The organism is Hymenobacter siberiensis, assembly GCF_018967845.1.
GTDB lineage: Bacteria > Bacteroidota > Bacteroidia > Cytophagales > Hymenobacteraceae > Hymenobacter > Hymenobacter siberiensis.
In genome coordinates this window covers 4,195,573-4,207,389 of the sequence record NZ_JAHLZZ010000001.1, presented here as the reverse complement: position 1 = coordinate 4,207,389, position 11,817 = coordinate 4,195,573, and the positions used below count along the sequence as shown (strand labels likewise).

Genomic DNA, 11,817 nt, shown 5'->3' with positions numbered 1-11,817 from the left:
AATCCGCGAAAATCAGTGATTTATTTCGTCCTGAATCACCGCCACGGCTTCGCCGATGGTGATGTCCTTCTTCAGGCTCTTGGTGAAGCGGGCGGCCCGGTTCACCTTCACCGTGTCGCCACCCACGGCGCGCACGTCGGCGGCCAGGGGCGAGAAGGCCAGGGCGGTGTTGGTCTTTTGGGCGGCCTCGTAGCGGTCCGAAATGGCTTTCGACTGCTGCTGTTCGGCGCGGTAGGTGCTTAGCTTGAGCGAAACCGTAGTTTCGTCCTTGCGTTTACGCATGCTCTTCACCATCTCATCCATCACCTTAAAGCTGGAATTGGTTGCCACGCGGGCCTTGCTGCTGGCACGGAGCTTATCGAGTGCGGGCGGGGCATCCCAGGTGCGGTAGCGGGCGGGCTGAATCTCATCCCATTTCAGCGGGTAGTCCGACTCTTTTTCGCCCTCATCGAGGTAGGAGTACAGGTCCGGCACCACAATATCGGAGGCCACGCCTTTAAACTGGGTTGAGCCCCCGTTCACGCGGTAGAATTTCTGGGTAGTGAGCTTGAGCGAGCCAATCGGCTTCACGCTGTTCAGCTCCGAAGGCAGGGCCTCGTCCAGGTCGAAGATGCGCTGCACCGTGCCCTTGCCATACGTGCTGGTCGAGCCCATAATCACGCCCCGGTGGTAGTCCTGAATGGCAGCGGCCAGAATTTCGGAAGCCGAGGCGCTGTACTTGTTCACCAGCAGCACCAGTGGGCCACTGTACTGCACGCGTGGGTCGTTATCGGTCAGCACCTGGGTGTGGCCCTGGCCGTCGCGCACCTGTACCATGGGGCCGCTGGGCATAAACAGGCCGGCCATCGAAACTGCGTCGCTCAGCGAGCCGCCGCCGTTAAAGCGCAGGTCCATCACAATGCCTTTCACGCCTTCGGCGTTCAGCTTTGCCAGCTCCTTTTTCACGTCATCCGACGAGCTGCGGCCGCCGTTGTCGTTGAAATCGGCATAGAAGCCGGGCAGGCGCAGGTAGCCAATTTTCTGGCCCTTCTCAGTTATGATAGAAGACTGCGCGTACTTTTCATCCACCACCACTACGTCGCGGATAATTGGGATAATCTTGGTGCTGCCATCCGGCTTTTTCACCGTCATGCGCACTTCCGAGCCTTTTTTGCCCCGAATCAGGGTCACCGCTTTCGCTGTGTGCCAGCCCTCGATGCTCACCGGCTCGGCCGCGCCCTGGGCCACGCGCAGAATAGCGTCGCCCTTCTTCAAGTCGCCCTGCCGGGCCGAGGCCGAGCCGGGAATAATCTCCTCGATGTAAATCAGCCCATCCTTCTCGCGCAGCGTGGCCCCGATGCCTTCAAAGCGGCCGGTCATTTCGTAGTCGAAATCCTCCTTGGCTTTGGGGGCGAAGTATTCGGTGTGCGGGTCGTAGGTATTGGCAATGGTGTTGGCGTAGGTCGCGAGGCGCTCGTTGGCGTCGGTATCGTTGATTTCCTCGAACTGGTCGTCGTAGTATTTCAGCACGCGCTTGCGGGCTTCGGCCTCCATCTGAGCGGGCGTGCGCACGGGCTCGGCGGCGGTGGGGGCCGAGGCATCGGCGGCGGCAGGCGCGGCGGTAGCAGCGCTGGGCTTGGCCTCCTTGGCCTTGTCCTGGGCTTCCATCATTTCCGAAACGCGGCTCAGGGTTTCGTACTTCAGCAGCTTGCGCCACAGCTCGCGCTGGGCCGCCTTATCGGCGGGGAAGGCGGCTTTCTCGAAATCGGTCTGGAACGTTTCGTCCGTGGTAAAGTCAAACGGCTTGGCCAGAATGTCGCGGTACAGGCCCTGCATCTCCTTGGTGCGCTCGGTCATCAGCTTGGTGCTGAGGTCGAGAAACTCATGAGTGCCGCTTTTTACCTCATCATCAATCCGGGTCTGGTAGGGGCGCAGCTGCTCTATGTCGGTCGCGAGCAGGAACTGCTTGCGGTAGTCCAGGTGCTTCAGATACAGGTCGAAAACGCGTTTCGAAAAATTGTCGTCAACTTTTTCGGGCTGGTAATGCTGCGACGAAAGGCCACTCAGCATGAGGCCAATCAGCACCTGGTCCTTGCTCGGTACTGCCGAGTCGGACCGGCGGAACAGCCGGTAGGATGCCAGAACAAACACGGCTGCCACCAAAAAGGCATACAGGCCGACCTTCAAGCGAGGAAAAGACATTGGCAAGAAAATAAAACGAGGATGAAAATCAAATATACAGAGATTGCCAGGCAACGCGGGCATCAAATCCCTGCCGCAAAAACGCCTTTGCTGTGGGAATAAGTGCCCGGTTTTACAAATGGCTGCCAATAAGCAACTACTATTCTACAAACCCCTCAAATTGACTGAAGGTTGCAATAAAAAAGCCTTTCCCAGACGGGAAAGGCTTTTTTGATGACTAACAGGCCGGAATCTGCGACGAGACTAGTACTTGTAAATCTTGTCGCCGTTGTTGCGGCGGAACTCGTCTTCGAAGTATTTGGCATCATCGGCGTTGCGGGGCTTCACACCTATCACAATACTACCATTTTTGATGCCGCTCTCGTACTCGGCAGCGTGCTCCTCGGGAATGCCCGAGCCCACCAGGGCACCTACCAGGCCACCCGTGAGGCCACCGGCACCAGCGCCGGCCAGCGCAGCGGCCAGCGGGCCGGCAATAATCAGGCCCAGGCCGGGCAGGGCTACCGAAGTACCAATGGCAGCAATAGCGCCAATGATAGCACCAGCCGTGCCACCAATGGCCGAGCCTACGCCGGCACCTTCCATGGCTTTGTCGCCGAGGTCGGTGTGCACAGTGTCATCACCGAAGTGAGTTTTGCGGGTTTCGTCCGACATGAGCAGGTTCACGTCGTCTTTGCCATAGCCACGCGAATGCAGGGCGCTGTACGCCTTTTCGGCGCTGGTACGGTCGCGGAACATACCGCTCATCGAAGTGCCATCGCGGTAAGGCTCGCCGGTTACGGCGTGGGCGGCGCTGTCGGCCGTGTTCTGCACGCCATCAACGGAGCGGCCTACTGCGGCACCAACCGTGCCGGCCATCGCTCCACCTTTGGCAGTGGCGCTGAAATCGGCGCCATCAACAGCGTTGGAAAGGCTGGCTCCCGAAGAAGAAGAAACGCCCGTGCCCGAAGTAGAGCCAGTGCCCGCGTTGTAGCTGGTGCCTTCGTTGCTGAGGCCGGTGCTGTTGCCCATACCGGTACCGGTATTTTGGGTACCGTAGTTAGAGCCTGCACCGGTACCAGTGTTCTGCGGGTTGTTCGAATCGTTAGTGTTCATAGGAAGGGAATAGAATGTGAGAGATAAGTCCAGTCATAGCGAGCTGGATATATACCTTCAACGGGGCTGCCTCAATGGGGGTTACAGCAGGCCCTGATTCTATTCGTTCCGCTTTATATACTAACTGGCAGGCGCAAAAAAACAGTGCATTCATATGGCAAGCTGCTCATTATGAATGCACTATTATGAAATTGCTTTCCTTGAAACAAATCAAGAAAATTTCTGAAAATTTTCTTCGTCGCCCCAGAAATCGCGGCAGTCGCGGATGAGTCTTTTCAGGAAATCCTCATCCTGCTTAAGGGTGCGCCACTCGCCCATTTCCATTTTTTCGCACAGCTTATAAAAGTTGTCGCCCTGGCCTTTTGAGCCCTGCACTTTCACCAGCGCACTAAGAGGGGGGCGGCCAGCCTCGTGTTCGGCGGTGGATATTTCGGCCAACATTTCGTTGAGCCGGGATTTCTCGTGCGAGATTTCCAGGTTGAGCCCCAATTCGGCTTCCTGCACTAGCGTGAGGTAGCTAACGGTACCGGTTTGAACCCGGGAATAGCGAATTAAATACTTGCGAATACGACCAATCATGGCAGGGTTACAAATGAGCAAAAAACCGTTTGGGGGGCTGAAAATTAGTAATTTTTAAATGCCGAACGCCATGTGTCGGGCACAGCTTGGTCAATAATCCTCAGTCTTGCGGCTTTGTGCATGCCACAATCGTTCCTAAAATTCTATGGTGCCCCTTTTTAATGCCAGAAATGATGTTTTACCCATCTGAATTTTGTGTAAAATTCAGATGGGTAACTTGCAGAATTATTGCTTTTTATATTGGAGTTGTTTAGAAAGTCACAAAAGGTACTCAAACGGTCATGCAGAGCGCAGCGAAGCATGACCGTTCGGGGACTTTCTAAACAGCGTCATCTTCAGATTTCCTTCAGCGCTAGTGCCTTTTGCGGCGGCGAATTTCTTTTTGAATCAACAGAAACTCCCGGCTGCTCTGGCCGGCAATGGCGGTGTTTTCATCGGCGCGGCGCAGCAGATAGGGCATTACGGCGGCTACGGGGCCATAGGGCAGGTATTTGGCCGTGTTGTAGCCGGCGTTGGCGAGGTTGTAGGTCAAGTTGTCGCTCATGCCGTAGAGCTGGGCAAACCACACGCGCGGGTCGTTGGGAGCCAGGTGGGCCTGCTGCATGAGCTGGGTGAGCAGCAGCGAACTGGCCTCGTTGTGCGTGCCAGCGCAGATGCTGATGCGGTCAAGGTGCGCGATGCAATAGCGCAGGGACTCGTCGTAGAGGTCGTCGGTGGCCTGCTTGGTGGGGTTGATGGGATTCTGCTGGCCGCGCTGTTTGGCGACGCGGGCCTCCTTTTCCATGTAGGCGCCGCGCACCAGCTTAGCCCCGATGTAGTAGCCGGCTTCGGCCGCCGCATCGTGGGTGGCTTGCAGGGCTTCGAGGCGGTCGTGCCGGTAGAGCTGGTACGTATTCCACACAATGGCCGTCGAGCGGTTATACTTGGCCATCATGTCATAGGCCAGCAGGTCGATGGTGTGCTGAAACCAGCTTTCCTCGGCATCCACAAACAGGCGCACGCCGTGCTGGTGGGCGCGGGCACACAGGGCTTCTACGCGGGCCACGGCGCGGGCATGGGCCGCTTCCTCGGTGGCGGTGAGAAGCTTGCCGGCCTGGATTTTTTCGAGAATGGCCACGTTAGCCACGCCGGTTACTTTGAAGACTGAAAACGGGATGTGGGCCGAGCGATGGGCCTCGTCGATGGTGGCCAGAATTTCGTCGCGGGTGCGGTCGTAGCTCTGGTCGCTGCCTTCGCCTTCCACCGAGTAGTCGAGGATGGTGCCGATGTTGTATTTGCCCAGCTCGGCCGTCACGGGGCGGCATTCGGCAATGGTTTCGCCGCCGCAAAACTGCTCGAAAATACTGTGCTTGATGAGAAACTTGGTGCCGGGTAGATTCCACTTCAGGGCCGCTTTCATGAGGCCGCTACCGGTTTTTATGAGGCTGCCGTTGTTCATGGCCGCGAACAGGGCATACACCTTGCGCAGCTGTGCATCGGACTTGGACGCGAAGGCTACCCGGCTGTCTTCGAAGGAAACGGGCGGGGCCTGGGCAGGAGGGGCAATAGACATAAGCTGCAACTAAAACACGTGGGAATTGGGCCGGATGGGAACAGGGCGCGAAGGTAGAAGGTAAACAACGTTTCGGGGAAACGAGTTACGTTTGCCGGGCTTTTCGGCGGCTGGTTGGCCGTTGGCTATTATTTGTCCCTTTCGCAGAATGCTCCCCGCTACTGATACGTATTTCACCCGCTTGCTGGCCCAGAAAGGCCAGCCTATTATCATCGCCGGCCCCTGCTCGGCCGAAACCGAGGAACAGATGCTGGCTACGGCCCACGGCCTAAAGGCGTTGGGGAAGATTGATTTGTTCCGGGCCGGCATCTGGAAGCCGCGCACGCGGCCGGGCTCGTTTGAGGGCATGGGCGTGGTGGGGCTGCCCTGGCTGCAGCGCGTGAAGGCCGAAACCGGCATCCCGACGGCCATTGAAGTGGCCACCCCGCGCCATGTAGAAGACGCCCTGCGCCATGGTATCGACGTGCTCTGGATTGGGGCCCGCACTACCGTGAACCCCTTTGCCGTGCAGGAGCTGGCCGATGCGCTGGCCGGCACCGGCGTGCCCGTGATGGTGAAAAACCCGGTGAATCCCGACGTGGCCCTATGGGCTGGTGCGCTGGAGCGCCTGGAACGGGCCGGAATTACGGATTTGGCGGCTATCCACCGGGGTTTCAGCACGTTTGCGCCCAGTCGCTACCGCAACGCCCCCACCTGGATTTTGCCCATTGAGCTGAAAACGCGGTTTCCCCACATCCCGCTCATCTGCGACCCCAGCCATATTGGCGGCCGGCGCGACCTGCTGCTGCCCATCTCCCAGAAGGCCCTCGACCTTGATTACGATGGCCTTATCATCGAAACCCACCCCGACCCCGACCACGCCCTGAGCGACGCCGAGCAGCAGGTGACCCCCCAGCGCCTGGGCGAAATCCTCAGCGAGCTGAAGTATCGCTACCGCTCCAGCGACAATGCCGAATACCTGAACAAAGCCGAAGAGCTGCGCCAGAAAATGGACGAAGCCGACCGCGAAATAGTGGAAGCCCTGGCCCGCCGCATGGCTCTGGTAGAAGAATTGGCCGAATACAAGAAGGAAAACAACGTGAAAATCCTGCAGTTCGACCGCTGGCAGGAGATTTTCCTCACCCGCACCGACTGGGCCGGCAAGCTGAACGTGAACGACAAGTTTGTGGCCGAGCTCTACAAGCTCATTCACATCGAAAGCATCCGCAAACAAACCGAAGTGCTCAACGGCCGCCCGCAGGTGGACGGCGTGCAGCACCTCGGGCCGGGGCTGTAGCGCACCCGGCCACTGTGCTTTCACAGCTACCAAATGCATGCTGGCCATCCGCTGGCCGCTGAGCTAAAGGCTGCGCCGAGTATATGTTTGGCTGCCGCCGTCGGCCGCGTCGATGGCAATAGTTAGGGTAGAGGACGAAAGTGCAGCGATAAATTGCAGGGTTGACCCGTTGACGGCACCATAAACGACAAACATTTCGGGCTGGCGGGTTATGTAAGACGGGGCCTGGCGCAAAGAAAAAGGTGCAGTGCTTTGCACGGTACCATTGAGAAACATTCGGGCTTGTCCGGATGCATCAAAAACAATTTCATGGCGCTGAACGGGGTCGGCAGGGTAGGTGCGGCCGTTCATTCCATTGGTGATTTCGGTGAGTTCCCACCGGCCCAGGAGCTGCGTCGTCGTATCGGATGGGTAGCTGATGCAAATTTCGTTGGGGTCAACCGATGTTTTTTGGCAGGCCCCAAGATTAGCGATGGCCAAAGCAAACGTGGCAAAGCGTATTGGATGCAACATGTTGAAAAATAGGTGTTTGATAAATAAAAAAGATGCTATATAACTCCTGACCAGTGGGCTGCCCGAAAGGTTGCTTGGGCAGCTGCCCGGCCTGCAATTTTTTGTGCCGACTTTTGCCCCATGGATAATTCCGTCATCATTGGCCCCGGGGCCCTGCCCGCACTGGCCGAACTACTGTATCGCCCGGCCGTGAGCCAGGTATTTGTGCTGGCCGACAGCAACACCGCCCGCCTGTGCCTGCCGCTACTGGAACCGCATCTGCCGGTCGATTATAAGCTCGTCGAAATTCCGGCCGGCGAAGAGTATAAAACCCTGGCCAGCTGCGATACCGTGTGGAGCATGCTCACGGAGCAGCGCGCCGACCGCTTCGCCGTACTGGTGAACCTGGGCGGTGGCGTGGTCACCGATTTGGGCGGCTTCGCGGCGGCGCTGTATAAGCGCGGCATTCGGTTTGTGCAGGTGCCCACCACGCTGCTGGCGCAGGTCGATGCCAGCGTGGGCGGCAAAACCGGCGTCGATTTCCAGGGCTACAAGAACCAGTTGGGCGTGTTTCAGGCCCCGGCCGGCGTTTTCGTCGAGCCAAAGTTTCTGCAAACCCTCGACCCGCGCCAGCTTAAATCCGGCTATGCCGAAGTACTCAAGCACTGGCTCATTGCCGATGCCGAAGCCTTCGACACCAACCGCCGCCTGGGCTGGCTGACCGATGACTGGACCGCCATCATCCGCGAGTCGGTGGCTCTCAAGCAGCGCATCGTGGCCCAGGACCCGCTCGAAGCCGGCCCGCGCAAGCTGCTCAACTTCGGCCACACCGTGGGCCACGCCCTCGAAAGCTACCTGCTCACGCAGCCCGGCCGCGAGGCCCTGCACGGCGAGGCGGTAGCCGCCGGCATTGTCTGCGAAAGCTGGCTATCGGTGCAGCACGGCCTGCTGAGCGAGGATGCGCTGGACAAAATAGAAACCTTCGTGTTCTCGGTGTTCGATAAAATTGATTTCGTGAGCCTCGAAACCGAAGCCATTGCCGACTTTGCCCGGCAGGATAAGAAAAACACCGGGGCCACCATCAACTGCACGCTGCTCGAAGGCATCGGCCATGGCGTGTACGACCAGCCCGTGACGGTGGCCGAAATCGCCGAGTCGCTGCGCTACTACAACCGACTGTGATTGTGCGGTAAGCTTTAGCTTGCCATCTTATCATATTACCAATACTACCCACGGCAAGCTAAAGCTTACCGCACAATTCTTATGCACCTATCCTGGCCCGGCGGCCCGCTGCGCGGTACTGCCCAACTTCCGGCTTCCAAGAGTGAAGCCAACCGCGCCCTCATCCTGCAAGCGCTGGCGGGTGGCGGCACTCTCGGCAACCTCTCCGATGCCAACGACACCCAGCTGATGCTGCGCCTGCTGGCCGCCGCGCCCGGCACCGCCGAGCTCAGCGCCGAAGATGCCGGCACGGTCATGCGTTTCCTCACGGCATACCTCACGGTCACGAACTGGCGCGGCCGCCTCACCGGCACTGCCCGCATGCAGCAGCGGCCCATTGCCGTGCTCGTGGATGCGCTGCGCCAAGCCGGAGCCAGCATCAGTTACCTGGGTAATGACGGCTACCCGCCGCTGGAAATCGTCGGCTTCGCAGCCGCTCCCGAAACGACGGAACCTACTGAATTATCCGTGCGCGGTGACATCAGCAGCCAGTACATTTCGGCGCTGCTGATGGTGGGGCCGCGCCTGCCCGGCGGCCTGCGCCTCACGCTCACTGGCCACATTGGCTCGCGTCCCTACATCAACATGACGGTGGCGCTGATGCAGCGTTTCGGGGCCGATTATTCGGCCGCCGGCGACGTGCTCACGGTGCGCCCCGGGCAGTACCGCCCCACCGATTATACAATTGAGTCGGACTGGTCGGCGGCCAGCTACTGGTATTCGTTTGTGGCGCTGGCCCCGGCGGGCTCCGAAATCACGCTGCTCGGCCTGCGCCGCGAATCGCTGCAGGGCGACCAGGCCATTTCCGGGATGATGACCGATTTCGGGGTCGAAACCACTTTCCTGCCCGATGGCGTGCACCTGCGCCAGGTGCCCCTCGCCCCCCAGACCGAAATCCAGACCTTCGATTTCACCGACTGCCCTGACCTCGCCCAGACCGTGGCCGTGGTAGCCGCCGCCCTCAACCGGCCCGTCGACCTGACCGGCCTCGAAAGCCTGCGCATTAAGGAAACCGACCGCATTGCGGCCCTGCAAACCGAGCTGGCCAAATTCGGCGGCGACCTGCGCGACCTCGGCGAAGGCCGCTTTCGGGCCGAATCGAGGGAATTTGGTGTGAGCGGCCAGTTGGTGGCTACTTACCACGACCATCGCATGGCCATGGCCTTCGCGCCGCTGGCCATGCGCGGGGGCCTCCGCGTGGAAGCCCCCACGGTAGTGCGCAAGTCCTACCCGCAATTCTGGAAAGAGCTGGCTAAAAGCGGCTTCGTCGTTACGGAAGCTGACTGAAATAGGCGGCCGATTTCAGCAAGCGGCTGCCGTACCAGCTGAACAATTCGCCGTCGACAATTTCAATTTTCGCGGCGGGGCATAGCTGCTGAAATTCAGCCACATGCTTCGCCGCGAACGGATAGGGCTCCGACGAGAGGAAAATACGCTGCGGCGCTACTTGCGCCAGCTGCTCCGCGCTGACTTCGGGGTAGCGCCCTAGCCCGGCGAAGGCATTGGCAAAGCCCGCCCGGTGCAGCATGTCGTCGATAAAAGTGCCCGTGGCGGCCACCATGTAGGGTTTGCGCCAAATGAAATAGGCAACGGAAACAGGCGCAGCCGCGGAAGTAGCCAAAGCAGCAAAAGATGCTGCAATGGTTTCGGCCAGCGTTGCGGCCTTTTCCTTCGCGCCGACAATAAGCCCGACGCTCCGAATCATCTCCAGCGCCTCGGCCAGATTGCTGATATCGCTCAGCCAGACCGGGTAACTGGCAGCCAATTGCTCAATCCCCTCCTGGTAGTTCTCTTCTTTATTGCCGATAATTAAATCGGGTTTCAGCGCGGCTATCTTCTCAAAAGCGAAATTCTTGGTGCCGCCAACAACGGTGGCGTTCGTGCGCGCCTCGGCCGGATGAATGCAGAACTTAGTTACGCCCATCACCTTCGCGCCCAGCCCCAAATCAAAGAGCAGTTCCGTTTGCGAAGGCACCAGCGACACAATGCGCTGCGGCGGAAACGGCACCGCCAAGCGCCGGTGCATCTGGTCGGTCACGTTGAGGGGAAGGTGTCTGAACCGCGGATTTATCGGATTGGTCGGATTCATCGGATTTTGTGGCTGACTGTTAGTGGATGCCATACGCTATTAGCGAACATAAAAAGAAAAAGCCCGCGTCTGCGGGCTTTTTCTAGCTGATTTGCACCGGTGGATACTGAAAAATCGGCCACAAAATCCGATGAATCCGCGGTTCAGACAAAATACCGGAAGTCCTGCCCGTCCTCGATGCGCAGCAGCGTTTCGTAAATCAGGCGCGTCACGTTGTCCACGTCGTCCTTGTGCACGGTTTCGACGGTAGTGTGCATGTACTTGAGGGGCAGCGAAATCAGGGCCGAAGCCACGCCCGAGCCGGAGTAGGCGAAGGCATCCGTATCGGTGCCGGTGGCGCGGGTGGCGGCGGCGCGCTGGAAGGGAATATCCGAGGCCTTGGCGGTGTCGATGATGAGGTCGCGCAGGTTATTTTGCACGGCCGGGCCGTAGGTAATCACCGGGCCCTTGCCGCAGCTAATGTCGCCGGCCGTCTTTTTCTCATACATCGGCGACTGGCTGTCGTGCGTCACGTCGGTGATGATGGCCACGTCGGGCTGGATGCGGTGGGCTACCATTTCGGCCCCGCGCAATCCGATTTCTTCTTGCACTGCATTCACGATGTAGAGGCCGAAGGGCAGCGTTTTGTTGTTCTCCTTCAGCATGCGGGCCACCTCGGCAATCATGAAGCCGCCCACGCGGTTGTCGAGGGCGCGGCCCACGTAAAACTTGTCGTTCAGCACCGTGAATTCGTCCTCAAACGTCACCACGCAACCCACGTGGATGCCCATTTCGGCTACCTCGTCGGCACTGCTCGCGCCGCAGTCCAGAAACACCGTTTCGATGGTTGGGGCCTTGTCCTGCTCCACCTTGCGCACGTGGATGGCGGGCCAGCCGAAAATGCCCTTCACGATGCCCTTTTCGCCGAAGATATTGACGCGCTTGCTCGGGGCCACCAACGGGTCCGAGCCGCCGTTACGGCGCAGGTAGAGGTAGCCTTCCTTGGTGATGTAATTCACGAAGTAGGAAATCTCATCGGCGTGCGCTTCGATAACGACTTTATACTTCGCATCGGGGTTAATCACGCCCACCACCGTGCCGTACGTATCCACGAAATACTCGTCGATATACGGCTTGATGTACTCCAGCCACAGTTTCTGGCCTTCTTTTTCGAAGCCGGTGGGGGAGGGGTTGTTGAGGTAGCTTTGGAGGAATTCGAACGACTCGGGACGCATTATGTAGGGAGTGTTATTAGGATTATAGAACGCCATGCAGAGCGCAGCGAAGCATCTTTACTGCAATAGTAATTAAATAGTATCGCAGTAAAGATGCTTCGCTGCGCTCTGCATGACG

The 11,817-nt window shown here is 58.8% G+C and carries 10 protein-coding genes; 3 read left to right on the top strand and 7 right to left on the bottom strand.

Annotated features, from left to right (window positions below; all coding sequences use genetic code 11):
* Positions 1-12: 12 nt before the first annotated feature.
* From KQ661_RS18385 to KQ661_RS18370, 4 genes are all read right to left on the bottom strand, one after another.
* Positions 13-2,181, bottom strand: a complete 2,169-nt coding sequence (locus tag KQ661_RS18385) for a carboxy terminal-processing peptidase (RefSeq protein ID WP_216727697.1) — start codon at positions 2,179-2,181, stop codon at positions 13-15.
* A 243-nt stretch (positions 2,182-2,424) separates the two neighbouring features.
* Positions 2,425-3,276, bottom strand: a complete 852-nt coding sequence (locus tag KQ661_RS22915) for a hypothetical protein (RefSeq protein ID WP_317196133.1) — start codon at positions 3,274-3,276, stop codon at positions 2,425-2,427.
* Between the two features lie 210 nt (positions 3,277-3,486).
* A complete protein-coding gene (locus tag KQ661_RS18375; RefSeq protein WP_216689788.1) occupies positions 3,487-3,855 on the bottom strand; it encodes a hypothetical protein in 369 nt (122 codons plus the stop codon).
* Between the two features lie 352 nt (positions 3,856-4,207).
* The gene (locus tag KQ661_RS18370) at positions 4,208-5,407 is read right to left on the bottom strand and encodes a proline dehydrogenase family protein (protein WP_216727696.1); all 1,200 of its coding nucleotides are present in this window, start codon (positions 5,405-5,407) and stop codon (positions 4,208-4,210) included.
* A gap of 148 nt (positions 5,408-5,555) precedes the next feature.
* Here KQ661_RS18370 and KQ661_RS18365 point away from each other — a divergent pair, with 148 nt between their 5' ends.
* Positions 5,556-6,683 carry a chorismate mutase gene (locus tag KQ661_RS18365; protein WP_216727695.1) on the top strand — a complete coding sequence of 376 codons (1,128 nt, stop codon included), beginning with the start codon at positions 5,556-5,558 and terminating at the stop codon, positions 6,681-6,683.
* Between the two features lie 63 nt (positions 6,684-6,746).
* Here the strand turns inward: KQ661_RS18365 and KQ661_RS18360 are convergent, their stop codons facing one another.
* Complete coding sequence (locus tag KQ661_RS18360) at positions 6,747-7,196, bottom strand: hypothetical protein (RefSeq protein WP_216727694.1); 450 nt, start codon at positions 7,194-7,196, stop codon at positions 6,747-6,749.
* A 120-nt stretch (positions 7,197-7,316) separates the two neighbouring features.
* Here KQ661_RS18360 and aroB point away from each other — a divergent pair, with 120 nt between their 5' ends.
* Entirely contained in the window at positions 7,317-8,357 is a 1,041-nt protein-coding gene (aroB, locus tag KQ661_RS18355; protein WP_216727693.1) for a 3-dehydroquinate synthase, read from the top strand.
* Between the two features lie 81 nt (positions 8,358-8,438).
* Positions 8,439-9,683: a 3-phosphoshikimate 1-carboxyvinyltransferase gene (locus tag KQ661_RS18350; RefSeq protein WP_216727692.1), complete on the top strand. Its 1,245-nt coding sequence runs from the start codon at positions 8,439-8,441 to the stop codon at positions 9,681-9,683.
* On the opposite strand, the gene KQ661_RS18345 is transcribed toward KQ661_RS18350, so the two are convergent.
* Positions 9,667-10,518, bottom strand: a complete 852-nt coding sequence (locus tag KQ661_RS18345) for an ABC transporter substrate-binding protein (RefSeq protein ID WP_317196132.1) — start codon at positions 10,516-10,518, stop codon at positions 9,667-9,669. The two genes, KQ661_RS18350 and KQ661_RS18345, sit on opposite strands and share 17 nt — an antisense overlap.
* 110 nt (positions 10,519-10,628) lie before the next feature.
* Positions 10,629-11,699, bottom strand: coding sequence for a M42 family metallopeptidase (locus KQ661_RS18340; RefSeq protein WP_216727691.1), 1,071 nt, complete (start codon positions 11,697-11,699; stop codon positions 10,629-10,631).
* Positions 11,700-11,817: the final 118 nt, after the last annotated feature.

Bases quoted from the DNA above. Each gene is read 5' to 3' on its own strand.
- KQ661_RS18370 (WP_216727696.1), bottom strand. From the start codon at position 5,407: ATGTCTATTGCCCCTCCTGCCCAGGCCCCGCCCGTTTCCTTCGAAGAC.
- KQ661_RS22915 (WP_317196133.1), bottom strand. From the start codon at position 3,276: ATGAACACTAACGATTCGAACAACCCGCAGAACACTGGTACCGGTGCA.
- KQ661_RS18350 (WP_216727692.1), top strand. From the start codon at position 8,439: ATGCACCTATCCTGGCCCGGCGGCCCGCTGCGCGGTACTGCCCAACTT.
- KQ661_RS18340 (WP_216727691.1), bottom strand. From the start codon at position 11,699: ATGCGTCCCGAGTCGTTCGAATTCCTCCAAAGCTACCTCAACAACCCC.
- KQ661_RS18360 (WP_216727694.1), bottom strand. From the start codon at position 7,196: ATGTTGCATCCAATACGCTTTGCCACGTTTGCTTTGGCCATCGCTAAT.
- KQ661_RS18365 (WP_216727695.1), top strand. From the start codon at position 5,556: ATGCTCCCCGCTACTGATACGTATTTCACCCGCTTGCTGGCCCAGAAA.
- aroB (WP_216727693.1), top strand. From the start codon at position 7,317: ATGGATAATTCCGTCATCATTGGCCCCGGGGCCCTGCCCGCACTGGCC.
- KQ661_RS18385 (WP_216727697.1), bottom strand. From the start codon at position 2,181: ATGTCTTTTCCTCGCTTGAAGGTCGGCCTGTATGCCTTTTTGGTGGCA.
- KQ661_RS18345 (WP_317196132.1), bottom strand. From the start codon at position 10,518: ATGGCATCCACTAACAGTCAGCCACAAAATCCGATGAATCCGACCAAT.
- KQ661_RS18375 (WP_216689788.1), bottom strand. From the start codon at position 3,855: ATGATTGGTCGTATTCGCAAGTATTTAATTCGCTATTCCCGGGTTCAA.